19 protein-coding genes and 2 tRNA genes are annotated in these 24,890 nt (G+C 50.9%); 8 read left to right on the forward strand and 13 right to left on the reverse strand.

All coding sequences use genetic code 11. From position 1 onward, the window contains the following. Positions 1–629: 629 nt before the first annotated feature. Positions 630–1,421: a 3',5'-cyclic-AMP phosphodiesterase gene (gene cpdA, locus H6F86_RS02745; RefSeq protein WP_242033333.1), complete on the forward strand. Its 792-nt coding sequence runs from the start codon at positions 630–632 to the stop codon at positions 1,419–1,421. Positions 1,422–1,500: 79 nt separating this feature from the next. On the opposite strand, the gene H6F86_RS02750 is transcribed toward cpdA, so the two are convergent. Next, positions 1,501–6,189 (reverse strand): CHAT domain-containing protein, encoded by a 4,689-nt coding sequence (locus H6F86_RS02750; RefSeq protein WP_190446585.1) that lies wholly within the window; start codon positions 6,187–6,189, stop codon positions 1,501–1,503. Between the two features lie 263 nt (positions 6,190–6,452). After that, positions 6,453–6,953 (reverse strand): N-acetyltransferase family protein, encoded by a 501-nt coding sequence (locus H6F86_RS02755; RefSeq protein WP_347240072.1) that lies wholly within the window; start codon positions 6,951–6,953, stop codon positions 6,453–6,455. Positions 6,954–7,094: 141 nt separating this feature from the next. Here H6F86_RS02755 and H6F86_RS02760 point away from each other — a divergent pair. From H6F86_RS02760 to H6F86_RS02770, 3 genes are all read left to right on the forward strand, one after another. Then, positions 7,095–7,168 (forward strand) — tRNA-Asp (locus H6F86_RS02760). A 318-nt stretch (positions 7,169–7,486) separates the two neighbouring features. After that, a tRNA-Asp gene (locus tag H6F86_RS02765) sits at positions 7,487–7,560 on the forward strand. Positions 7,561–7,777: 217 nt separating this feature from the next. Beyond that, positions 7,778–7,996 carry a hypothetical protein gene (locus H6F86_RS02770; protein WP_190446586.1) on the forward strand — a complete coding sequence of 73 codons (219 nt, stop codon included), beginning with the start codon at positions 7,778–7,780 and terminating at the stop codon, positions 7,994–7,996. Positions 7,997–8,165: 169 nt separating this feature from the next. On the opposite strand, the gene H6F86_RS02775 is transcribed toward H6F86_RS02770, so the two are convergent. Both H6F86_RS02775 and H6F86_RS02780 read right to left on the reverse strand, forming a co-directional pair. Further along, the gene (locus H6F86_RS02775) at positions 8,166–8,468 is read right to left on the reverse strand and encodes a hypothetical protein (protein WP_190446587.1); all 303 of its coding nucleotides are present in this window, start codon (positions 8,466–8,468) and stop codon (positions 8,166–8,168) included. Between the two features lie 36 nt (positions 8,469–8,504). Further along, complete coding sequence (locus tag H6F86_RS02780) at positions 8,505–9,443, reverse strand: DMT family transporter (protein WP_190446588.1); 939 nt, start codon at positions 9,441–9,443, stop codon at positions 8,505–8,507. Positions 9,444–9,635: 192 nt separating this feature from the next. Here H6F86_RS02780 and H6F86_RS02785 point away from each other — a divergent pair, with 192 nt between their 5' ends. Continuing rightward, entirely contained in the window at positions 9,636–10,553 is a 918-nt protein-coding gene (locus H6F86_RS02785; RefSeq protein WP_190446589.1) for a LysR family transcriptional regulator, read from the forward strand. 83 nt (positions 10,554–10,636) lie between these two features. Here H6F86_RS02785 and H6F86_RS02790 read toward each other — a convergent pair whose 3' ends face one another. Further along, positions 10,637–10,996 carry a hypothetical protein gene (locus tag H6F86_RS02790; RefSeq protein ID WP_190446590.1) on the reverse strand — a complete coding sequence of 120 codons (360 nt, stop codon included), beginning with the start codon at positions 10,994–10,996 and terminating at the stop codon, positions 10,637–10,639. Positions 10,997–11,160: 164 nt separating this feature from the next. Between H6F86_RS02790 and H6F86_RS02795 the strand changes: the two genes are divergently transcribed. Both H6F86_RS02795 and H6F86_RS02800 read left to right on the forward strand, forming a co-directional pair. Next, positions 11,161–12,162, forward strand: coding sequence for a zinc-binding dehydrogenase (locus tag H6F86_RS02795; protein ID WP_190446591.1), 1,002 nt, complete (start codon positions 11,161–11,163; stop codon positions 12,160–12,162). 181 nt (positions 12,163–12,343) lie between these two features. Continuing rightward, entirely contained in the window at positions 12,344–13,483 is a 1,140-nt protein-coding gene (locus H6F86_RS02800; RefSeq protein WP_190446592.1) for an S-layer homology domain-containing protein, read from the forward strand. Positions 13,484–13,657: 174 nt separating this feature from the next. On the opposite strand, the gene H6F86_RS02805 is transcribed toward H6F86_RS02800, so the two are convergent. Next, positions 13,658–14,548 carry an EI24 domain-containing protein gene (locus H6F86_RS02805; RefSeq protein ID WP_242033334.1) on the reverse strand — a complete coding sequence of 297 codons (891 nt, stop codon included), beginning with the start codon at positions 14,546–14,548 and terminating at the stop codon, positions 13,658–13,660. A gap of 137 nt (positions 14,549–14,685) precedes the next feature. On the opposite strand from H6F86_RS02805, the gene H6F86_RS02810 reads away from it, so the two are divergent. Beyond that, complete coding sequence (locus tag H6F86_RS02810) at positions 14,686–14,940, forward strand: hypothetical protein (protein ID WP_199304973.1); 255 nt, start codon at positions 14,686–14,688, stop codon at positions 14,938–14,940. Positions 14,941–15,017: 77 nt separating this feature from the next. On the opposite strand, the gene H6F86_RS02815 is transcribed toward H6F86_RS02810, so the two are convergent. From H6F86_RS02815 to H6F86_RS02845, 7 genes are all read right to left on the reverse strand, one after another. Continuing rightward, positions 15,018–16,010, reverse strand: a complete 993-nt coding sequence (locus H6F86_RS02815) for an ABC transporter permease (protein ID WP_190446594.1) — start codon at positions 16,008–16,010, stop codon at positions 15,018–15,020. Positions 16,011–16,123: 113 nt separating this feature from the next. After that, entirely contained in the window at positions 16,124–17,647 is a 1,524-nt protein-coding gene (locus H6F86_RS02820) for a GAF domain-containing protein (RefSeq protein ID WP_199304975.1), read from the reverse strand. A gap of 150 nt (positions 17,648–17,797) precedes the next feature. Continuing rightward, the gene (locus H6F86_RS02825) at positions 17,798–18,469 is read right to left on the reverse strand and encodes an ABC transporter ATP-binding protein (protein WP_277881634.1); all 672 of its coding nucleotides are present in this window, start codon (positions 18,467–18,469) and stop codon (positions 17,798–17,800) included. A 136-nt stretch (positions 18,470–18,605) separates the two neighbouring features. Continuing rightward, the gene (locus H6F86_RS02830; RefSeq protein ID WP_190446596.1) at positions 18,606–19,871 is read right to left on the reverse strand and encodes an ABC transporter permease; all 1,266 of its coding nucleotides are present in this window, start codon (positions 19,869–19,871) and stop codon (positions 18,606–18,608) included. Between the two features lie 9 nt (positions 19,872–19,880). Continuing rightward, complete coding sequence (locus tag H6F86_RS02835) at positions 19,881–21,233, reverse strand: efflux RND transporter periplasmic adaptor subunit (RefSeq protein ID WP_347240073.1); 1,353 nt, start codon at positions 21,231–21,233, stop codon at positions 19,881–19,883. A 482-nt stretch (positions 21,234–21,715) separates the two neighbouring features. Next, positions 21,716–23,956 (reverse strand): adenylate/guanylate cyclase domain-containing protein, encoded by a 2,241-nt coding sequence (locus tag H6F86_RS02840; RefSeq protein WP_190446597.1) that lies wholly within the window; start codon positions 23,954–23,956, stop codon positions 21,716–21,718. 95 nt (positions 23,957–24,051) lie between these two features. Next, entirely contained in the window at positions 24,052–24,837 is a 786-nt protein-coding gene (locus H6F86_RS02845; RefSeq protein ID WP_190446598.1) for a DUF928 domain-containing protein, read from the reverse strand. Positions 24,838–24,890 lie beyond the last annotated feature (53 nt).

Consider the following 24,890-nt stretch of genomic DNA (forward strand, 5'->3'; position numbering starts at 1 on the left):
CTCATCGGTCAGGTCACTGTCGTAGTAAGGCTGACTCATATCCTCAAGCCATGTAGATGTCACTCTTCTGGTATCGCGCCTTTGTGACCGTAGTTGTCTTCTACTTCACATACATTTACAAACAGTTTCTGAGGAGGATCGATCGAGAAAAGCTGTAGCTAATACTTTGTTGAATTGGTGTAACAGAGTAAACGTAAACACAGCTCAAGGGGTATTAGCTTCTTTAACAGGTTTATCTCTGCGCCATCAAAGGGTTCTGGGAAAGCGGACGGAATGCCAAATTTAGGGCGCTAGAATTGGGCGATGCTTTTAAAGCTAATTCAAAGACCTCAGTAGGCGATCGATGGTCTGCTTCGCATCATCTGGGTGACACTTCTTTTTAGTGATGGTAGAGCGTCTAAGGATGGTTGTAGGCAAGGCATCCTAGTACAAGGCGATCGCCAGAGGTGACAAAGATCACTGAACGTACTGCGACTGATCGCATGACAGAGCGTTGATCCTAGTTATTCTAAATACTACCAGTGCAGAATATCTAGCTTTCTTGTTGCCTTAGCTCCCTTTCAAATCAAGATGCATAGGGTTTAGCCCCAGTCGTGTCTGATTCTCCGTAGATTTGCCTTACATAACTTATGATGTCTCCTCTCCATGTTGTTCAGCTTACTGATATGCATCTGTTTGCAGACGAGCGTCGTCAACTGTTAGGGCTGCCAACGCAAGAGTCATTTCAGACCATTGTGCGGCAAGTAGCGCAGCTGCAACCACAGCCCGATCTACTTTTGCTAACAGGGGATTTGTCGCAAGATGGCAAGCCAGAGTCGTATGCCTTGCTACAGTCGATGTTGGCTCCGTTGGGGATTCCAACCTACTGGCTACCGGGCAATCACGATCGCCTACCAGAGATGGAGCAGGTTTTGACCAAGGGCTTGATGTCTGCCCAAAAGTCGTTTCGAGCTGGTGGTTGGCATTTCTTGCTGCTAAATTCTCAGGTAACAGGCTGTGTTCATGGTCATCTGTCAGCCACCAGCTTAGAGTGGTTAGATGAGCAGCTAGAGACTGTTGGAGCTGTGCCAACGCTCATTGGGTTACACCATCCACCGTTTGTGGTCGGGTCTGATTGGCTAGATAGCAGCACGCTGCGAAACCCTGAGGCGTTGTTTGCGGTGCTCGACCGCCATCCGCAGGTAAAGCTAGTGCTCTTTGGGCACATTCATCAAGACTATAGCCAGGCCCGGCATGGTGTGCAATATCTTGGTACGCCCTCAACTTGCATTCAATTTGAGCCAGGTAGCGCCGACTTTGCTCTGGATGAAGAAAAACCAGGCTTTAGAATTTTGCATCTGTATGACGATGCAGACTGGTGGACGACTGTAAAGCGATCGAGTTATGTACCGCAGCTTGATCTGGCAGCAACGGGATACTAAGTAGAAAGGATAAGGGCTAAAGAAAGGATAAGGGCTAAAGGCTAAAAAGTAGTAGCGCTCTTTAGCCTTTAGCCTTTCTCTACCATGGACTACCAATCATGGTAAAGGCTGCCCAGTAGTAGGGATGAGAGAGCTGACGATCGCGGATAGCAAGGCTAGCAGGTGGGAGTGCAATGCCTTCGCCTGTTTCGATGCCCTGCAAGCGCCCGTTTTGCAGAAAGACTTTGCCAGTCGCCATTGCTAGCTGTGCCTGTCGGAGTGCGTCCGCTTTGATGCGAGCCGTGCGTAAGTCTTTGTAAAAGCCAGCCATGAGAGCAGTAGTAGCGGCATCACTGACGTACCATAGGCTGGCAACAGCCGTTTTAACACCTGTTTGCACAGCTAACCCGCCAAAGCCAAGTTCGGCTTCGCGATCGCCCAAGGCGGTAGCACAGGCACTCAGCACGAGTAGTTCGATTTGCGGATCGTTCCAGCCCAGTTCACGGACTTGATCGAGCCGTAGTTTGGCATTCCAAAGCTGGATATAAGAGTTGTCGATCGTGCCAGGGTAAAAGTCTGCATGGGTTGCCAGGTGAAGGATGCCAAAGGGTTGCTCTTGGCGAAAGGCTTTGAGATTTTCGAGGGTAACATTCTTGTTAAAAGCCAGTCGCCCTGACCAGAGTTGATTCACCAGAATAGAGACCTCGACAGGAACGGCTGGCAACGGGGTTTGCTCTTGAGTGCTTTCTGAAATGCCTAGCCCTAGAACCTTCACGTCTCGAATGTTACGGTAGCGAGTGTCAGTGAGGCTCACGCTAGGCATGACGCCGATGCTGTATTTTTCGATGAGAAAGCCCTTCCCGTCGTGGAGGGCTGCTATAGGGAGCGATCGCAGCCCGGTATCCATCAAAAACACCAGGTTGTTGATCCCTCTGACTTCTAAATCGGCGGCGATCGGTGCAATCAGCCACTGGTAAAGCTGTCGGCTGGTGCTGAGGTATGTCGTAGCGCGTGTCTTGCGCGGATCTGAGATTTCATTACGGAACTGCTGTGCCAGAGGCAGTACGTTAGCGCGGGTTGCATCTGGGAGCCGTTTACGAATGGCATCGCCCTTTGCTGTAATGAGGACTAGTTCCAGTTGGTCGGTACTGCGTTGAGCTGTCTCGGGGTTGGTTTCACCCACTCCAGGTTTGGGCTGGGTCACATCAGCCGTCTGAAGCGAGGTCGGTACAAAGCTGACATAAATAAAAGCCGGTTTAGCACCTGTATCTTTCTCAATGCGCTGGACGATCTCTCTTGGCTCTTCGCGAGACCTAGCAGTGGTTTCGCCAAGACCGAGATACGATTCAAATGTACGGGTGAAGCGATCGTCTGGGGTATCTGGAGCCAGCCTGAATTCGGGAAGAGGATTAGCAACTTCTGGTTTAATACTTGTTTGCCCACAGGCTGCCAGCGTGCAGAGATCGGGTGTTGGCAGTGGTGGATCAAGTGGTGGTTCGGGTGGTGGATCAAGTGGCGGTTCGGGTGGTGGATCAACCACAACCTCCTGAACATTTACCTGTACAGGTACAGGGTTAGAAGTTGATACACCATCGCTGGCTTCAAGGGTAAAGGCATTGAGTAGCCCTGTTGCGTCGGTTGGCGGCGTGTAGACTAGCACATCACCCGGAGCAAGGGTAACGCTGCCAGGAGTAACTGGATTGCCATTGAGGGTCAGTGTGGCTCCGGGGGCGATCGATGCGATCGTGAGCGTTGTCACATCCTGGTTAACATCTGCCACACCAGGAGCAAGGTCAGCGTAACTGATCGAAAAAGGGACATTTTTTGTTGCCCCAGACAGCGATGAGGTGGCGCTTAGAACTGGCGGTGTATTAAGAGCGGTGATAGTTATGCCTGTCGCTGGGGCGACCGAAGTGGTGTTTGCCTGTACTGGGAAGCTATCGGCAGCGACGACATTAGGACCACCCCGGTCAATTGTACCTGCAGTGCCATTGGGGCTGGCACTACCGACGATAAACGGGATATTGGTAGGTCCACCATCATGCTGTATGGCAATTGAACCACCAGCCGTTGAACCCCGGGTGTCGATCGTGGTGCCTGCTAACGTTCCTTGAACTAGCCCGTTAGCAATTACCTGTACGTTGCCTCCGGTACCCGTAGCATTAACAAGATTCTCGTTACCACGTGTATCAATGCTGGTAAACGTAATGTTGCTACCCGGTGTTGTGCCGGAAGTGAGGCTAACAGTTCCGCCTTGATACGTGCCTGCGCCAAAGGTTGTGGTAGCAATGGCAGAGGTGGCAATGGCACCAGTGACAATGCTGCCCCCGGCTAGCAGCGTGACAGTGCCGCCTTGAGCGCCATAACCATTACCACCGATGTAAGACGAATTGATGCTATTTGTGGTGATAGTACTGCCAGCTGTAAGGTCGATCGCTCCTCCATTGAGACTTCCGAAGCTGAAGCCTGTAGAGGATGAGTCGATCGTGCCTGTCGTGATTCTTCCAGGGGCTGAAAGAATGACGGGACCACCATCGCCACCCTCACCACTAGTAGTGATGTCGCCAGTCGTGATGTTGCCTGCGCTCGTACGCAAAATGAGGGCGTTGCTAGTCGTCAACAAGCCAGAATCTGGATCACCAGTTGCAGTAGTATCCGGTCCCGTAATGACGATCGGTCCTGTGAAGGTAATATCTCCACCAGCCTGAACCTTGAGCGCCACACCTTCGTAAGCACCGAACGTAAAGGCACCCGCAACAGTAAAAATCGGGTCGTAAAAGCTGACAAAAGTACCTGCACCACCAGAGAGGTTTTGCACAAAAAGATTGCCGCCGCTAGTGAAATGCGAATCGCCAGAAATCACACCATCACTAATCAGGCTCAAATCACCACCACTTTGGAAGGGTGCCGTTTGAAGATGATTGAGTGCCAGGATATCAATACCCCGATCGCCCTGAATAGTTAGTTTCCCGCCCGCTTTTGCTGCAAACGGAGTGGCAACACTATCACGAATAAACACCGTATCTCGTGCCAGCAGGCTCAAATCACCTGTTGTTTGCAGTTGGCTTTCGACTAACGTCAGGTTGCGATTTGCAGAGAAGGTTGCTGTTTGAGCGGTGGCTGTACGAACGACGACATCACCTGTAGCGATCAGCGTTGCTGATCCACTTAATACCACTGCGCCATTCGGGTTGACGCTGACTTCAGTGGCATTGCCAAAATTTCCTCCAGTCAGCAATTGAGGCAGGGAGGCGATCGGCAAACTCCAGCTCTGCGGCAAAGTGGTTGATTGTACTGGAACGATCGACTGAATCTCTAGACTCAGCAGGCTTCCCGGTTGGTTGAGTTTGACCAGGCTTTGACCCGGAACAGCCGCGGCGATGATCTGCCCGCCTGGAGCCGTAAGGGTGCCTGTACTGACGATCGTTCCGCCCAATAGTCCTAGTGTTTGACCAAACGTAACGGCAAGATTGCCAAAATTGACGATACTGCCTGGTTGGGTAGTCGTAAAGGCGAAGGCTCCCGGTGCTCCTATCAGCACCCCATAGTCATTCGTACCAGAGGCGCTAAACCAACCGTTGCCAAAGCTAATGCCATTTGCCGTTGTGGCTGTAAAGGAACCGGGGACATTCAGGCTAGCGTTAGCACCAAAGATAATGCCCGCTGGGTTCAGTAAAAACAGGTTAGCGTTACTGCCTGTCACCTGAATTTGTCCATTAATGACCGATGCCTCGCCGCCCACCACTCGTCCTAGAATGTTTTGAATCTGAGGATTAGCGAGGAAATTAGCGGTTTCGCTGGCGCTGAGTCCAAACCGTTGGAAGCTCTGAAACAGGTTACTGCCTGCCTGTGTGCCGCCACTAATGTCATAACGATCGCCGTTGAGAATAACGTTGGTGTTGGTGTTGTCGGGTGCAGCAGTAATCGACTGAGCATAGGCAGGCACTCCTGTAATTGCTCCTAGTAAGGGCAAGGATGCCAGCAGTGAACTCATTTTTGCCACAAAAGATGGCGTGGCTGGAGTCGGTGCAGCCTTGCGACGTAGAAAAAAGTGTCCTTCAGGAAGCTGAACCTCAATGGCAAGCTGATCAGCCAGTCCTCGGCGTTTGAGTGCTTGAGCGATCGCCGCCTTTGATCGCAACACCTGCTCAAGCCGGTACTGCTGAGAGGCACTACCCGCATGGTTGCGGTAGTAGTAGAGCGGTTCTCTGACCCGATGAATCTCCGTGACTTCTGACAGCCGCAGGCACAGGTCATAGTCTTCCGCATAGTCTGAAGCACCATTGATACCGCCCACCTGATCAAAGATCGATCGCCGCATCAAGCGAAACTGGAAGGTCATAAAATCCAGCAGCAGCCGATTTTTGGAGTAAGGAATGCCGCAGCGCTGCCCATACCGGAACACTACGCCCTGCTCGTCCATATCCAGATAATCGGTGTAAACGACCCCCGCTTGCGGCTGCTCGTTCAGTATTCGTACCGTCTGCTCAAGCGCCGTTGGAGCTAGCAGATCATCGCTATCAACCCAACCAAGATATCCGCCGGTGGTATGGGCAATCGCCGCCTGTAGGGCTGCCACTCGTCCGCGATGCGATGCGGCAACGACACGCACTCGTCGATCGCGTTGAGCAAAACTATCGGCAATAGCGGCTGAGCGATCGTCAGAACCGTCATCCCACAGCAGCAGCTCAAAATCGGTAAACGTCTGTTGCAGTACACTCTCGATCGCGGCACCCACATACCGTTCCCGGTTATATGTTGTCATCACAAGCGAAATCAGAGGTGCCATATGTGTGCCTTAACGCCTAAAGATTGGTTGCTTACCGTAGTGCTTTCTTGCCTAATCCCTCGAAATTTAGCGTGGAATTAAGTCCTCAAAGATTAAATCTAAGCGGCAAGACGCTCATCCTGAAGGACAGAATAAATCTTGACAAAAGTATTTTGCTTTAACGATTGTAGCGATCGCGAGTGCAGTACTCGATCGTGCGCTTAAAGCAGCAGGGCTACCGCTGAAAGCATTGCTATAGTACACTCCCACCAGCGAAGCTCATTTTAAGGCAACTGCAAACCCACGATGACTAAATCGTGAGGAATCTTGTTAAACTCTGCGACTCCCGGCAAATAGCCCCAGCGTTGAAAGCCAAACCGTTCAAATAAGTATAGGCTCGGCTGATTATGAGCAAAGATAAAGCCCAGCAACGTTTTGATGCCAAAGGACGGGCTTTGGGCGATAGATCGCTTGAGTAACGCCTGCCCAATACCTTGCTGACGATAAGCCAGCGAAACATAGATGCTTAACTCTGCGGCACTGGCATACGCTGCCCGTCCGTAATAAAACGATTGAAACCCTAGCCAACCAGCCACCGTTCCTTCCACATCCATTACCCATAACGGTCGTTTGTCGGGGTGATGCTCTCGAAACCAATTCAGGCGGCTCTCAACCGTAACAGGCTGTAGATCTGCTGTCACTAGATGGGATTCGATCGTTGTATTGTAAATCGCTACGATCGCAGCCAAATCCCCTTCTACTGCATCCCGAATGTACATTGCCATTCCCCACCCTCCACGTTGGCTGGAACTTATCACAAAGTTAGTTTTGCAACCGCTCCTCAAAATCGTTTGAGAAAAGCTTAAAAACGTTTGACAAAAGTGTGCTCAATCATCACAATAGAGATTGCCTCTTAAAGGGCATAAGGGACTGTAGTTCAATTGGTTAGAGCACCGCCCTGTCACGGCGGAAGTTGCGGGTTCGAGCCCCGTCAGTCCCGTAGAGAGTTTTAATATCTAGTGCAGTGCTTGTTGTTAGACACAAGCTGCATCATTATGACCACTTTCAACTGGTTCGAGCAAATTGAATGTTCGTCTAAGTTCCGTGAGAATGCTGAGTTGCTTGTACGTAAATGTGCTTTCGGTAGAAGAGCAATTGTGAAAACGATGGCGTGATTGGTCGCACTAACGCTTGAATTTAAAAGATTGTGAGTAGCAGCCGCGAAGAATCGCTACTAAGTAATGTAAGATTCTAAAGGTTATGTTTCAGCCCTACCAGCATTACGTCTGGCTGAATGGGGTTGGTTTTTGGGCAATAGGGGACTGTAGTTCAATTGGTTAGAGCACCGCCCTGTCACGGCGGAAGTTGCGGGTTCGAGCCCCGTCAGTCCCGTAAATCATCGAACGCTTATAGTTGATGCTTCCAGGTAGGTGCTGTTTTACATCACACCTGCCTTTTCTAGACACAAAAGCAGCACCAGCAGGCTTACTTACGATCGTTCAGTTCGCAAGCTAATGCATCATTTCACCCTTAAATAAGCTAGTGTATTTACCTCAAGCCCTTTCTCGCTAGCACTTGGGCTCATCCATTACCAAAAAAAACAACCAATATGGCGTTTATCTACTTCCCGTTTGCCCAAGCAACATTGAATACAGAGCACATTACCCGAATCGTGTGGTCACCCGCTGACACGCTCAAAGGGTTTGTCCATCTAGCAGCAACAGATGCATCGAATAAAAACAGCGTTGTGACTTTATCAGACGAGGACGCTGAGAAACTTTGGAATGCCATGCACCCTGACGAGCCACAGCCAGCAAACAGTTTGTAGACTTTAGTTTCAGTTTGCCAACCGTTTGTAGTGTGAGCATCTCACGCTTTTGACAGTTCTCTACCGTAAGCATCCAGGTTGCATTAGGGCGATCGCTTCTTGAGCGATCGCTCTAAAAAATTGGCACTCTTAGACTAACGCTGGGAGTGCCAGAGATTGGTTACAAGCTTTAAGCCCTTGAAGCATTAGCCTTAACAGGATAGTAACGTTGCTCAAGCCAGGCACGCATTTCAGCTTCAGGTACGTTGTAGAGCGATCGACTAGTTGCAGGATCATGAGCATTCCACCAGCGCTTACCATTTGCATCAGTGGTCTGCCAAACTTGCGGTTCTGCATCTGCCATCAAGCGCTGCACGAACCTTTGTGCCGCTTGCTCTAACCAAGTTAAAATTGACTGCTTTAAGTGAGCCGCTGCGCCTTGTGTAGGTTTTATTTCCCACTGTTCTTCAAACCAACGTAATGTCAGTCTCATTTCGATACCTCTGCTGTTAAATAAATTTTTTGCTGGTTAGAGCGGTGCTTCGCTATGTTGCTTTGCGTCTTCCGTTACTTCTTCCAGAGCTTCAGAGCGTGCTGCTCCACCCAGCCATTGGGTAATAAACGGTTGACTTTGGCTTAGCACCATTGCCGCTAAGATCAGTCCGGCTCCTGCCAGTCCGCGTCCACTTAATTGTTCTCCTAAGAGCCAGAACGAAAAGACAGCGGCAAAAACGGGTTCAAGCGTGTAGATCAGAGCCGTTTCGTGAGCTGAAACCCAGCGTTGAGCAATCGCCTGGGCAATTGTTGTCGTCGCAGTAACAACAAGACCCAAGTACATAAGTTGCCCCCAGTGAGCCGCGATTGCAGGCAATTGCGCCATGATTTCGGGAGCTGCCCACAGAACGCTAGCTTCAGCCACAACAGCAAGCTGTATGGCAGTCAAGGCAAGTGGGGGATGCTTCGGCGTGGCTGTTTCTAACAGCAGAATGTAAACGGCATAGCTCACTGCACTGCCCAACACCCACAGATCGCCAAGGCTTAACCCACCGCCTTCCCAAGACATAATGCCAATGCCTGCGATCGCCACTACTGCTGCCACTACTGCGATCGCCTGCAAGCGTTGTCCCAGAAACAGCCCAAACAGTGGCACTAAAATAATGTTGAGGCTCAGGACAAAGGCTGCCCGATCCGCTGAAATCGTCCCCATGCCAACGGTGAGAGTAACAAAGGATGCCAAGTAGGCTATGCCTAGCAGCACCCCATCACGCAACAGTGGCAGATTGACCTGGCGCAACCAGGGCGTAAAGACAAGCGCTGCTAGCAAAAAGCGAACTGCAACCAGCGCCATCGGCGAAACGCTGACCATGATTTGCTTGATCACTGGAAACGTAGTGCCCCAAATCAATGTGATGACAAGGAGCAGTAAGATGCCTCTAGTATGAAGATTCTTGGTATTTGTTAGAGACATAGCAGAAAGCAAACTTTTGTTAGAGACATAGCAGAAAGCAAACTCGGACTGTGTTCACTTTAGTCAATCGCCTTTACATAAATCAAAAGACAGCTCTCATCACATCTATGAATAGAATTGATGGAACGAGCAGTGAGAAGTAAGAGGTAAAGAGTTGACCTTGACTTAGATCGAAAAAGTAATGCATCGACCATGAATTCTACTCGTCAGGGTCAGATTAAACTTTCGCAGCTGCGTGCTTTGATTGCGGTGGCGGAACGGGGCAATTTTGGTGAAGCGGCGTTGCAGTTGGGGCTTTCGCAGTCGGCAGTTAGCCACGCGATCGCCACTTTAGAAGCAATGCTGGGTGTGGTGCTCATCTCACGCGGTCGTCATGGGGCGTACCTGACTCCTGTTGGCGATCGGGTCTTGACCTATGCTCGTCAGATGATGCAGTCGCTTGATGGCATGCTTAAAGAAGCAAACTTAGCCAAAGGTTTGCAGGGTGGGCAGGTGCGAATTGCATCGTTTCGTAGTGTAGCAACGCATATTTTGCCAGAGGCGATCGCGCAGTTTCGGCAACGGTTTCCTGACATTACTGTACAATTGACCGATCACGAAGACCTCCCAGAAGTGGAACAAACGCTGCGAGAAGGGCGAGCGGATATTGGCTTTACCTATCTACCAACCAGCGAAGACTTCGAGGTGTGGGAATTGCTGCAAGATGAGTTTGTTGCACTTTTTCCACCTACATTCAAGCCCAAAGGTGTGCGCTTAAGCTGGGATGACTTGGCACACCATCCAATTATTATGCCACCCGAAACAGATGCAACCATGCTGCAATTTTACGAGCACTGTCTTGCCTTTCATTGCACCTTAAATGTTGCTTATCGGGTGAATACGGATTCGACGATCGTCAGCATGGTTGCGCGTGGGCTAGGGGCAGCAGTGCTGCCTCGACTGGCGGCTGAACCTATCCCCGCAGGTGTTCAAGTCCTTAGCTTGCCAGTGCCAATCTATCGAGTAATTGGTATTGCTGTACTGGCAGATGCTCTACAGGTGCCAGCCGTTTTTGCGTTTCTAGATATCTTAAAGTGTAAGGATTTGTTGATGCCAAAACTGCTTACGTAAGTCGCACTAATTGATTGAATTTTCACTTTTCTCACATCTCTCACCATTAGAGAATGGCGATATGCACCCTTAATTAACCCGAATTAACCAATCCCAATTTGCTTGAGTGCAGTTACACGCGCTCGTTCAGAAAGCTTATCCAAGATGATGTATTCTGAGTCATCAATCAGTGACTCTTTTTGCATCAGCTCGATCATTGTTTGGTGGAGCAACATTTCTGCTTGCTCTGCACGCTCTGCTAGCCAAAGGTGAGTTTCAGCGTCTTCAGGAAACTGTTCAATACAGTTAGTGGTGTAGTTACGAAAAGTCCTGACTTGGCGCAAAATTCGAGCCAGATAGCCGGGGCATTCACACGCAACAACTTCTGCGGCTCGACAAATTTCGATCAGCGCTTCGTCAGATATATCGGAGACTTTAATCGTGTGCTTCGTGTCTGACATCATTGAGCTTTGTACTTCGTAAAGGGTTATTGTTTATTCAACCTGTAGCAGTGTTTTAATTACGACTACCGTGCGGAGGATCTTTAATACAGATACAACGTAAGAAGGGCGACAACAGGATGATTGCTCAACATGCAGAAGACGATCGGTAAAAGGAGAGAGAACCTGTGAAAGCTGTCCTGATGACTACCCCTGGAGCACCAGATGTTTTGCAGCTTCGTGACGTGCCAGCGCCAACCCTACAGCAAGATACGGAATTGTTAGTGCGTCTGAAAGCAGCGGGCGTGAATCCAATTGACACCAAGCTACGCAAACGTGGCACCTTTTTTCCTGATCGCCTGCCTGCCATTTTGGGGTGCGATGGTGCTGGGATCGTAGAAGCAGTGGGTGCAGGGGTGCAGCAGTTTCAACCTGGCGACGAGGTATATTTCTGTAATGGTGGGCTGGGCGGACATCCCGGCAACTATGCAGAGTGGGCGATCGTCGATGCCCGGTTTGCAGCCCGCAAGCCCACTACCATCAGTTTTGCTGAGGCTGCCGCTGCGCCGTTGGTCTTGATTACCGCCTGGGAAGCACTCTATGACCGCGCGAGGCTTCAGGCAGGGCAGCGCGTTTTGATTCATGCTGGCACGGGTGGCGTTGGGCACATTGCCATCCAGCTAGCGAACTTACGCGGTGCCGAGGTTTGCACTACAGTCAGCACGGAAGCCAAAGCGGTTTTTGCTAGAGATTTAGGTGCGAGTCAAGTCCTGTTTTACAAGGATGTAGACGTGGCGCAGGCGGTAGTGAATTGGACGCACGGACAGGGTGTCGATGTTACCTTTGATACGGTGGGTGGTGCTGTGCTGGGTCAATCGTTTGCTGCTACAAAATTCTATGGCGATGTTGTGACGATTCTAGAAGCTGACCCAACAACCGATTGGAAGACAGCCCGGACTCGCAACCAGCGCGTGAGCTTTGAACTCATGTTGCTGCCCATGTTGAAAGGCTTAGTGGTACAGCAGCAGGCACAGGCAAACATTTTGCAGCAATGTGCACAGTTGATTGATGCAGGACAACTTCGGCTTCACATTAGTCAAACCTTTGCGCTGGCTGAAGCGGCGGCGGCACACCGATCGCTCGAAGCAGGCTCTACAATAGGCAAGCTTGTGTTGCTTATTGACCCGTAGTGATCGTTAAAACAGAATGCGTTAGGGCGATCGTCAAAACAGAACGTGTCAGGCTCAATGCAACCGTTCGTCCTGATAGGTGGGCAAAGTGCTGTATTCGGTAGTAGCGCGTCTAGATTCAACTTCTTGGTGAAAAAAGACGGAACATCAGCGCTTCCCGACCCATTCGCGATCGAACTTTATGCGTATCACTGTGCCGAAAGTGCTTATTTACAGCACCTTGACGACATTAGCGTGCTATCAGGGCTACGTTACCTTTTTTACTAATGCTGATAAACCGGATGATGAGTCAGCTTCTAAGGCAGCAAAAGATGGGGCAAAGTCAGAACAGCCCAATACGAACATACCTGACACGATCGCCGCTCCTGAAACTATTACGGCAGACGGGTTGAAGCTTCGCCTTAACGTGCCTGCTACATCACCGCGACAACTAGCAGCTAACCGCAGCGCTGCCGCTAGAGGTGGCTTACCCACAGTGAATGTGCCACCGAAGATGCGATCACTGCCGACTCGATCAGCGGCTCGTCCAGTAGTTGACAGCACCGCGATGCAAAATGTTCCTGAGATGGCGTTACCAGAGACGATCGCCACTGAGCAAAGTAAACCAGACGCCATTGATCAAAGTAGACCGAACGCTGGTGTCACTCAGTCTCTACCGTTCACCTCTGTAAACACATTGCTCTCGGATGTCCAAGGGCATTGGGCAGAAAGTTATATTGAGTCACTAGCGGCAAAGGGCATTGTACGGGGCTTTCGCGATGGCAGCTTTCGTCCAAATGAGCGTGTCACAGCACGTCAGTTTGACTTGATGGCGCAGAAGGCATTCACAGCATCGCCTGTTTCCTATGGTGATTTACAGCAACTTCACTCCGATCGTCTGCCCACTCGCGCCGACGCTGCCGCCTTGATTTATCAAACGCTGGCTAAGGAAACCTCAGCACCCCTTACAATGGCAGTGCAAGTGAAAGGTGCAGTGCCTCGTCCTGGCATTTATGCCATTGCTAACGGCAGCAGAATTGATGCGCCTTCTGATGCTGGATTACCCACTGTGTCACGGGCAATCCAACGCGCAGGCGGTGCATTAGACGGTGCTGATCTACGTCAAGTCGAGATCCATCGCATTGATGAGTCATCGGCAAGACAGGTCATCAATGTCGATGTGCAGCAATTGCTTCAGTCGGGCGATCGCAGCCGCGATATTGTTCTGCAACAAGGCGACAAGCTCGTTATTCCAACTGCGGCTACCGCTGCTAGCAATCAAGCTCCTAGTCTGTTAGCGCCTCCAGAGCGTTCAGCCAGGATCATGGAAAGCACAAAGTAACAGGTTTAGCGATCAGCATTCGGCTGACAGCTGATCGCTAAGAGCTGACCGCTTAGAAGATTTCTGAGAAAGAATGTACTGCTTGTAGGGGTCAGGTTTTGCCAGAAGCTTTGAGAATAGCCAATCACGTTGGTAGCAAACCTGCCCCTACGGGTCTTTTGCTTGCTAAAAATCTCATGATTGTATCGAACTTTCAGGATCTTGACTTTCAGGTAAGTACGGCAAGACGCGATCGCAGCAAAACAGCGTTCCGGCGGCAACACAGATGGGTACTGCCAGCAAACTCACAAACGGAATGCTGACTAGCACCAGGCAACTCCAGCTAAAGGTGGCACTGGCAGGCAGCGATCGCCCAAACACCCCCAACTTACGACGAAAACTTAAGCGACGACGTTCTAACGGCGCATCTAGAAAATCCAAACCCACTAACAACGCTGCCAGTGCTACACCACCAACGCTAGCGATCGCCGTTCCTACAGGAGGCAGAAAGTTGAGCACCAGTAGCGGTAGCCCCAGCACGAGCGTCAGCAGCAGCTTTTTAAGCTGAAACGTAATGGCACGCCAAATATCTTGCACAGCACGGCTTAGACTGGGCGACCCGATCGGCAACTGTCCCATACGTAACCGTTCTGTTTGTTCTGCTAGGTTGCCATACCAGGGAGCACCCAGAATGGCTCCGAACTGTACGAGCAGTAGCCCCGTGAGCACGAAGAGCGCGATCGCAAGTAAAAAGCGCAGCACATCATCTAGAAACGTAGCCCCTGTTGGCACCCAGGTTAAAAGCCGGGATGCCCAGGACGGCAATCCAGCGACCCATTGCGCCAGCCAAAGTGGAATACCAGAAGCCCATTGACCAATCCCTCGCCAGGCGGGAAGCAGTAACCCAGCATAAAGCGCTGCCCCGATCGCAACATTCACCATAATCGGGATTGCCACACAACCCCATAGCTGAGGCGTTTTCTGAAGCAGCAACAGCGCTTGTAACGGGTAGGTTGGTCCCGCAACGAAGCCAACAGGCAACGACCCGACACGATGAAGGAGCTTAAAATCGGACTCTTCAGTCATGGTGTTTTTTGCAAAAGGCATGAAAAGGTTACCAGAATATGGCAATAAAAAAGAAATGTTTCTACTATATCTATAAGACCTGCACAAGTAGGTTGACTCGTCAATAACTTTTAACCGTTGTTTATATTCTTGGGTAGATGAAAACTAAACCGATCGACGATCAGCAAGCGACGCAACCTTACCCTCTGGGAGGAGATCTCAAGCAGAGAATTTGGCTGCTTGGTGTTTCTTTCTGGGTATTTGGCATTATCGATCGCAGCATCGCTATCTTCTCTGATGGCTACTTGTCTACCCTCGACCTGACCCAATTGCTTACAGCCTCCTTCTTTTTCGTTTGCTGGCTCTTTCTCAAACCGGCTCGCAAATTGGAACCCAGCGAAAGCAACGAGTAATCGGTGTCTTCTCCCATGCGGTTTCAGGTGTAGAACGTCTCTCGTGCGTCCCTACTATCTCAATCCTGCTCAAAGACTTAATCTTGCTCAAAGACTCGACCCAGTGCGGCGGGTGGCGTACTGTGAATCGTTTGAGCCGCTGCACGTCCTAAGGTTGGGGGCAACAGCTTTAAGGCGCGTTCTAACCACTCGCTGGATGTCAGTACTAGAAACAAGATCATCAATACAAAGGGCGCAACGGTAAAGACCTGCGTAGGAATAGCGGGGATCACGCTCTGGGCTACGCTTGCCATTGATTGCAAAATGCCAAAAAAGTAGCAACTCAACGCGACTCGAAGCGGATTCCAGCCGCCAAAGATGACGATCGCCAGCGCAATCCAACCATAGCCGCCCGTATGACGATGGCTCCAGCCTGCCTTGAAATCTAGCGCAAACGCAGCGCCCGCAATGCCCATCAAAGCGCCACCAAACAGGGTGTAAACGTAGCGCATCAGAATAACATTTGTACCTCTAGCAAACGCGGCAGCGGGTTGTTCGCCGATCGCTCGCAGCATGAGTCCAGCGCGAGTGCGGTAGAAGTAAACCCAAACCAGCGCAATGAGTCCGTAACTGGCGTATACCAGCAGATCACTTTGAAACAGCAACTTGCCGACCAGCGGTAGATCTTGCAAAAACGGCACATTGAAGCTGGGAACCGTTGGTCCAGGGATACGGACGAAAGCATTGCCCAAAAAGGATGATAGATCGGCACATAGCAACGCCAGCACAAAACCGATCGCCACCTGAGACTGTTTTAAGGTCAGCGCACCAAAGGCAACGATGAGGGCGATCGCGGCTCCTACCAGTGCTGCACTGCCAAAGCCTAACAGCAGACTCGGCGTGTTGCCCAAGCCCTCTGTCGTTTTTGCCACTGCAAACCCAGCCATTGCCGCTAGCATAATCGTCCCCTCAGCAGAAAGGTTAATGACACCGGCTCGTTCTGTAATGGTTTCGCCAATGCAGGCAAAAACAAGGGGTGTAGCCGTGGCGATCGCGGTAGCGAGAATGGCAATAATCTGATCCGTATCCATAAGAGTGGAGAAAGGGAAAGTAATGAGGTTTGAGTTTTGAATGCTAAGTGCTAGGTGTCGCTGCTAGAACGCTTCACTGGCTTTAGTCTGAATACATGCAGCAGGCGTTGTCACTATGATCCCTCTAACGGCTCTGGAATGCGTGATCGCTCCAAAATTTCTCGGTCAAGCCAACCATTGCAAGTCACCTGATACAGTGCCTGAAAGCGGGTCTTGGCTTTGAGCTTTGCCAGAATATTGTTGATGTGGAATTTGACCGTGCGATCGCTGATATAGAGAGAGTTGGCAATGTCGCGATCGCGCAAACCTTGAGCCAACAGTGCCATAATTTCCTGTTCGCGTTCAGAAAGGCGCTGTGCGTCTAGCTTTGGTTTAGATACCAAGCCCCAGCTATAGCCATTGGCTAACGTTTCTACAGCCGCCCGTAGTTGAATCGGGGTAATTGTCAAATCCAACCTGCCTTTTGCTTGTTTTGGCGTTGCTTGCTCGCGCGTTGCTACCCACAGTAGCGGATTCAGTGCATCCACCTGAGCTGGATCGTCGGTAAGCAGGGGGACTGTGCGATCGTCTGCTGTCGTGCAGACAGTCAAACCAGCCAGATACGCCAGATGCGTAAATGCCATTTGTAAGACAGGTAACCGACATTGAATGCACACACGCGAACCCAACACACAGCCAGGATAGGGCACAGCCAGCAGCACCTGCACTGCATGCTGATTAGCACCCGTGTAGCTTTGTAAACTACCGCCCAGACAGGAGACGGCAAATAAAAGTTCATCAAACGGTGACGTTCTCTCTTGGGTTTTGACTGGTTGCGTTTTGGCTGGTTGTGTTTTGACGGGCAGAGACGAAGCCATGACTTCTAGAGAAATTTGGGTCGTGCCGTAGGTCAGGCGGCAGTACAAGCATTGCATTGCACTCAGGATTTCTGCCGTTCGTAAAAATAGGTACGTCAGTGGTGCCGAAAGGGGTACTTCGGTGCCGACTAGCGTTGGACGCACGCTAGCTAAAATATTTGCCAGTTGCTCAGAGAGAGGGCTGTGATTTGTAGCGTCAAGTTTAGGCGCGTTCCAGGCTTGTTTTTCCTGCTGCCAGGTTTGTTTCTCTTGCTGATGGTGCAGTGCCAGTTCAAGAGCGATCGCCACCGTTGCACAGAGACTCTGCAAAACTTCCAGAAATTCGGGTGCCATTGCCTGTTGGCTAAAGACTGCCAGCACCCCAACCACATCACCACCAGCCGTTAAGGGATAGCCTGCAAAACCACGAATACCCTTAGCGATCGCCCATTCGCGATCGCGTACCCAAGTCTCATCCGCTAACGCATTGCTTAAAAAGGGGATGCCGTTCTGAGCAATTTTGCCAACCTTAAAAGCACCCATCGGCACTCTGGCAAAGGAGCCATCCCTTTGTGTATACATCCCAGAGGATGCTACCAGCTTTAGTTCTGTACGGTCTGGCTCCACCAACCAAATGCGGGCAAAGGCACAACCAAAGCCTGCCACCATACCCTCTGTGACACGGTGTGCAATTGTCTCTGGGTCGAGGCAACCGCTCAGGCTACGCGCAATTTCATTGCCTCGCTGTAGGTCAAAGAGCAGTTGCGTTGAATCGAGGAATCTAGGAGTTGGCTCAGACACAAGCGCCATCCACCAACGGTAGCCCTCTTATTGAGCCGCAATTAGGCAATTGGCTCTGTATCTGTAAATACCGTTCATACCGCTGTCGCCACAAAGACGCTACAAAGAGCGGCTATCGAGAACCGCCCTGCAATCGTTCTGCATAGGTTGTTAGGCAACAATCAACCCATCCTTCACATGAATGATGCGGTTTGTTTGTGCGGCAATATCTGGTTCATGCGTCACGATGACGATCGTAATGCCCTGCCGGTTTAAATCCGTCATTAAATCCATCACTTCCTGGGAAGTTGTGCTGTCGAGCGCTCCCGTTGGTTCGTCTGCCAGTACCAACGCGGGACGGTTCACTAGAGCACGGGCGATCGCTACACGCTGCTGTTGTCCACCCGATAGCTGGTTTGGACGATTTGACAACCGTTCTGCCAACCCCACTCTAGTCAGCGCTTCCCTGGCTCGTTTTTGACGCTGCGGCTTTGAGACGCTGGCATAGATCATCGGTAACATCACATTATCAAGCGCCGTCGATCGCGCTAGCAAATTGAATTGCTGAAACACAAAGCCAATCCGCTGGTTGCGAATAAACGCCAGTTCATCATTATTTAGCGTCGTCAGGTTTCTACCTTCCAGGATGTAATCGCCTCCGCTAGGGCGATCGAGGCACCCGATGATATTCATCAGCGTTGATTTACCCGAACCAGAAACTCCCATGATGGCGACATATTCCCCCTCTTCGATCGCCAAATCAATGCCTTTTAGCACAGGTACATCCACTTCACCTAAACGGTAAGTCTTGGTGATATTTTCCATCCAAATCATGTTTGCCATAGGGGAGAAGCGGGGCGAGGGTAAGAGTAATGAGTCGGTAAAAGGCAAAGCGAATCACACAGATTCCCAACTTCTTTGTTTCGCCTTGATTGTTAGCTGAAACTGATACAGAAGTTGGGGATCTAGTAGATGTTGCTTACTCGCTTCTCAACGCCGCGATCGGGTCAAGCTGTGCTGCATTCCGAGCAGGGATTACGCCTGCGATCAGTCCAATGACGAACGATAGACCGAAGCCTGCGACGATCGACCAGATAGAGAGGACGAAGGGAAATTTGAAAAGGGTTGCGGCACCAAACGCAATGCCAACACCCAAGCCGATTCCCAATGCGCCGCCTGCGATCGAGACTATGACAGCTTCAGTCAAAAATTGGCTTAAGACAGCGCTGTTGGTAGCTCCGACTGCCTTGCGAACACCGATTTCCCGTGTGCGCTCCACCACAGAAACCAGCATGATATTAGCAATGCCGATGCCACCGACAACGAGAGAAATGCCCGCGATCGCGCTTACCATTACGGTAAACAGCCCCACAATATTGCTGAACGCATTAATGATATCTGCCTGATTGGTAATCCGAAAATCATCGGGTTGCGGCGGGTAAATGTTGTGCCGAATCCGCAGTAGGTTTGTCACCTGAAACTGTGCCGCATCAAGCTCTGCCGCATCTTTTGCCTGCACCCAAAAGCCACTGACGGCAATACCATTAATGGCATTGTTGCCGACAATACGAGCAGACATATTGGTCAGGGGAACGTAAATGCGATCGTCTTGGTCTTGTCCTCCAACGGAACCTTTCGTCTCCATGACCCCAATCACGCTATAAAGCTCGCTCTGAACACGAATCTGAGCACCGATCGCGGTTCCATTGGTGCCAAAAAGTTCATCGCGGATGCTACTGCCCAGCACCGCCACAGGTCTAGCAGCATCCAGATCTTCCTGGCTAAAGAATTGTCCTTCTTGAGGATGGATATTCTTGACATCGGGATAGCTTAAATCGGTGCCTAGCAGTAATGTCGAAGCGTTTTCGCCTTCATAAACAACCTGTACACCACGTTGCAAGTAAGCAGTGACACCTTGAGCGGCTGGAGCTTGTCTAGCGATCGCCTGAGCATCTTCCCAAGTGACGGTCGAAGCAGTTCCAGATCCCTGGCTGATTCCACCCGTGCGGGCAGCCCCTGTTAACACCAAAATGACGTTCGTTCCCAGCGCCTGAATTTGCTGCTCGGTTGCTTTTTGCACGCCTTGTCCCACCGACGTAACGGTAATCACCGAAGCAATGCCAATAATCACGCCCAGCATCGTCAGCCCAGTGCGGAGTCGGTTGCTCCACAGCGCCTCGATCGACATAGAGAGGACTTCTAGCAGCGAAACACGGGTTGGACGAATGCGAGTAAACTGTCCCATAAGATGATCCTAACGCTGCCGTGAGCCACCGCCATCACGACCGCCACCACCCATACCTGGTAGAAGGGAAGGTGTTCTTCCAGCAGGACGACCGCCTTGTGGGAAGCTAATTAGTACCCGGTCTTTTTCTTGAAGCCCAGAAAGCACAACTGTTTTACCGTCATCGGTTGATACGCCTGTAGTAATAGGACGAAACGTCGGACGACGACCCTCGCCTCTTTGTCCACCCATAACTTGTACGCCGCTGACCCCATCCTGACGAACGATCGCCACCGTAGGCACCACCAGCACATTGTTCAACGTACCCACGTTGAATTCCACATTGGCACTCATGCCAGACCGCAGCAGATTGCCGGGATCGGAAACAGACGTTTTCACTTCAAAGCTAGTGACGTTTTGCGTCAGGGTTGACTGTGCAGCGACCTGGATCACCCGTCCCTCAAACGTTTTGCCTGGAAACGCGTCCACTGTAATCTTGACCGACTGCCCCACTTTGATTTGAGCGATGTTTGCTTCAGCCACATTTGCCGAAATTTGATTGGTGGAAGCTAGCGCCAATATCGAAGCCGATGCCGAAGAAGCCGAGCTACCCGCTGTTGATGGTGTGACGAACGCGCCCGGATCAGCAAACTTTTTGGTGACGATGCCGCTAAACGGAGCGCGAATCACCGTATCGTCCAGATCGGCTTGAATCGTTTCCAAAGCTCCTTGCGCTGTCACAACTTGAGCACGGGCGGTTGCGATATCTTCTGGACGAGAACCCATCTGCTGCAAACTTAAAGCCTGCTGCGATTTCCGTACCTGAGCGGCGGCTTGATCGCGGGTTGCACGAGCAGTGATGAGGTCTCGTTGGGCAAGTGCTCCAGCACTAAACAGTTGTTGGTTTTGCTGAAACGTGGACTCGGCAGAACCTAATGCTGCTCTATCATTCGCTAGCTGGGCAGCTGCTTGAGAAATCTCTTGAGGGCGGTTACCAGCAACGACCTTAGCCAGATTTGCTTGTGCCTGGGCTAACTGTCCTTTTGCCTGGGTGTACTGCCCCTGAAGGTTAGACGCATCCATATACGCCAGAATCTGTCCTTCCTTAACCCGATCGCCCTCCTTCACCAGCAGTTGTTTGAGAATGCCCGACGATTTTGGACTCACATTAGCCGATCGCTCAGGTAGCACAGAGCCATTGGCTGAAATCTTCACTGGCAAGCTTTGACGTTCCACTGTGGCACTTTGAATCTGCCGTCGCGCTTCTTGCCGTCGTGCTGTCATTACCTGACTGTAGGCAACGTACCCCGCGCCTAAGACCAGCGCTAGAACCAGCAGCCCTATCGCCCATTTTGGTATCCCACGTTTAACAAGGTCTTTCACTTTGCTCTCCGCCTAGCCATTGTGCGTATGGCTCAAATTGATTACACCAGTCTCTCGTCAGCCAAAAGATTAAAAAACCTTGCTGGAAAAGCGATCCTTATGTTTGCGTTTTCCATGTTTAAGCAATTGGGCGATCGTCTTACTAAGAGGCTATAGCAACGAAGCGACGTTCTGGCTTTCAAACAATCAACTGTTCTCTTAGACTCTACGATTGAACTCAAGGTTCAAACGGTAACTTCATCCCGAATTGTAATTCTCGCTAACGTACTCTAAATCTGGGACGCGATCCCGACTTAAGGGGACTGTTCAAAAAGAAAGCTAGGAGCCTGAGTTCTCCAACGTTTAACCTGCCGCTGTGGGAAGGTCGAGCGCAGCCACAAACAGGTTGCCTGATGCATTCTTGAGCCGCAGCGTTAACCGTAGATGCTTAAAAACTGCTCTAAAAGCGTTCTGGGACGGTTAGTTTTAATGGCTGTAACGCTCTAGGAATGACGCGGAGCATCGATCGTCGCAGAGCCATCAGGCAATAACTCAGCCAAGCGAATGGGCATACCTGTAAATCTCACTCTTACACAGTTCGGATGGGTTGCCGGTCTGTCTAAAACCTTGGCGTAGAGATCATCTACTGCAACAGCATCCTGAGAGGGCTCAAGCAAATTGAGTTTGAGGTTACTAAGGGGGGTGAGAAAGTGATCCGATCGTAGTTCGGCGCTCTTCTCTGACAGGCTGACTAACGTGCCCTCAAAGATTGTGCCAACTGCATGTTTGCCTTCCAGAACGGTGTATTGCACGGGTATTTCGGGCGTGAGCGCGATGAATAACTCTTTGTCTGCGGGCAAAGAGAGATTATGCTTGCCGCCAATGCCATTCACGTTGTAGAGGGTAATTGGCTCTTTGATACCTTTAGGCTCTACCCGGATCTGTCTATCAACTTTGATGATGTCTCCAACATCGCGAAATGTGTCGTCCGATATCAGAATTTGCCCACCGACTGTATAAGATTCGATCCGTGCTGCCAGGTTGACGTGGTTGCCAATAACGGTATATTTAGCGCGACGCTGGGAGCCAATATTACCAACTACCACTTCGCCCGTATGGATGCCGATGCCCATTTCGATCGTCGGTAGCCCAAGCTGTTGATTTTGCCGATTCACGTCTACCATTGCCGTTTGCATGGCGATCGCGCAGGCAACTGCTCGCTCCGAATCATCCTCTTGATAAATCGGTGCACCAAACATAACAAAAACGCCATCGCCAATGAAATCATTAATAGTGCCGCTATAACGGGTCACAGTGTCAGACATCACGCCTAGATAGAGGTTGAGAATCATAACGACCTGTTCGGGCGGCAAGCGTTCCGAAATTGCCGAAAAGCCGCGCAAGTCAGAAATTAAGATTGTCACCTTACGGCGTTCGCCCCCTAGCGTCAAGCCTCCGGGTGTTTCGAGCAAACTCGCAACCACTTCGTCAGTGAGATAACGCCCAAACGTACGGCGCATCTCCGCAGCCGATTGCGCGAGGTAACCCGTAATGACGATCGAGGCACCAAATAACGACAGGATCGGTGGCACGACCGGAATCCACCAGCCCTGCAAAAACGTGATGTAGCTGCCGCCAACTAGACAACTAGCTGCAAATATAATGCTGACTATATTCCAGGGACGAAACCCCGGTTTGCCGCTATAGCGCTGCCGCCAGCTTAAGATAGCTCCGGTCGTTGCCCAGGCAAGAATCCACAGCCCTTCCAGTGGTTCATTCCATGTCTTCAGCGTTGGCATTCGTCCATCCAACGTCGCGCTAAGAATCTGGCTGATAAAGTTGGCATGGATAGTGACACCTGCCATACGTGTAGGAGCCGTTAAACTACTGCTATACGGCACATAAAACAGATCTTTTAAGCTTTCAGCCGTGGTACCAATGAGGACAATGCGATCGCGCATCACATCTGACGGCAGCCTGCGTTCCAGCACATCCGTGAGCGTTACTGTTTGAAAGCGTTGCAGGGTGCCACGATAGGTCAGCATCACCTGATAGCCACCAGCTTGAGCGCCCACATAGCTGCCCGCATGAGCGTCCAGCGCTGGAAAGACTGCCGTGCCTAGCTTGATGGTTTGGTCAGCAGTTAACTCTGGCTCAATGCCTTGGTTTTTCAAATAATGGGCTGCCAGCAGAAACCCAAAGTTGAAGACGTTCTCGCCTTTACTGTCTTCTAGATAGAACAAGCCACGACGCACTTTGCCATCAGCATCCAGCACGAAGTCGTTTGCGCCGACCTGATCGCGCTGCTTCAGAATGGGGGGTGGATTGACTGGAGAACTATCGCTGCTGCTGCCAACCTTCTGAACACCAATAAGGTTCGGAGTTGTTTCAAAGAGCTTCGTCAAGGTCTGATTACCCGGCTCTACAGGCAAGTCGCGGTACAAGTCAAGCCCGATCGCAGTTGGTTTCTGTTGCTTGATTGTTTGCAGTACATTAGCAAGTTCGGCATCCGTCAATGGCCAATGCCCTACCTTTTGTAAATCGGCTTCGTTGGCTTCAACAATGACAATGCGAGGGTCAATCGCTTCCTGTGGGCGCATGAGAAAAAACTGATCCAGCACCGGAAACTCTAGTGCTTGCAGCAAGCCCAACGATCGCAGACCCAAAACGGCGATCGTCACGCTCGGCACAGCGATGATGACACCGCGCCATTGCCAGACCTTTTGTTTGAGCGCTTTCCACATAGGGCAGTTCCGGGGCATTTGTGAATCTTGCGTTATTAGCTTTTAGCCTTTAGCCAATCCTATAGGTAGCAAGCTACAGACCCCACTGACCGCTACTATGGCTTCATAGTGTTAGCAGTAATCAACGGTGCTGCTGCCACAGCATCTAACCCGACTGATTGCAGTACCTCGCGCCAGTCTTGAAGAAGCCTGGTGTTTTGTGGGTATTGCTGCTGAAGATCTGCCAGGGTCGTCAGGGTTTCGTGCCAGATGCCCGCTTCTGCGTAAAGATTGGGGCGATTGCCTGGTAGCGTTTTCTGAAGCGCTTTTGTTAGTGTCACATCGGGAACTATGCGCTCGACCCACCCTTCAACAGTAGGGCTGCCACTCAAGCCAGCCGTCGTATTGCAGACGGTTGTGATGTACCAGTGGTATTGCTTACCCACTTGCAGGCTTGGAGCATTGTTTGGTAGGTCAAAGCGCACGACACCTGCTGTTGAGGGCAGTGCGAAAGTAGCTTCGTACACAACTTCAGTATCATCATCACTTAAGAGCAAAAAGACTGCTGTCCGTGCGGGCGACTGAGGCACGTAAACAAAAAAGCTGGGACGCTCGGCAACCGTCAAGCCTAACCGAGTACTGGGCTTGAGTGCCGTTAGTGCTGGCTTACTAGGCGGCTTGTTTGCTGTCACACAAGAGCCACGGCTTGCTCCACCGGCTGTAGAAGTCGGTGCGCCACGCTTTGGTACTTTAAATTTAAGGCTAATTTTAGAGGGAGGCGCGATCGTCGCCTGGTTGGCTGCTGGTGTTGCTTGAGCAGATAGCCCAAACAGCGTCAGGCATGGCATGAGCAGCGTCAGGGAAAGGATGGTTTGATAGCGCGAACTCTTTTTGCAGGTCATTGTGACCGTTCCTCAATACTTTCGGTAAGTGATTAATAAAACTAGCTGTGTTT

Origin of the sequence: Phormidium sp. FACHB-592 (assembly GCF_014695795.1) — a bacterium.
Lineage (GTDB): Bacteria > Cyanobacteriota > Cyanobacteriia > Leptolyngbyales > Leptolyngbyaceae > Stenomitos.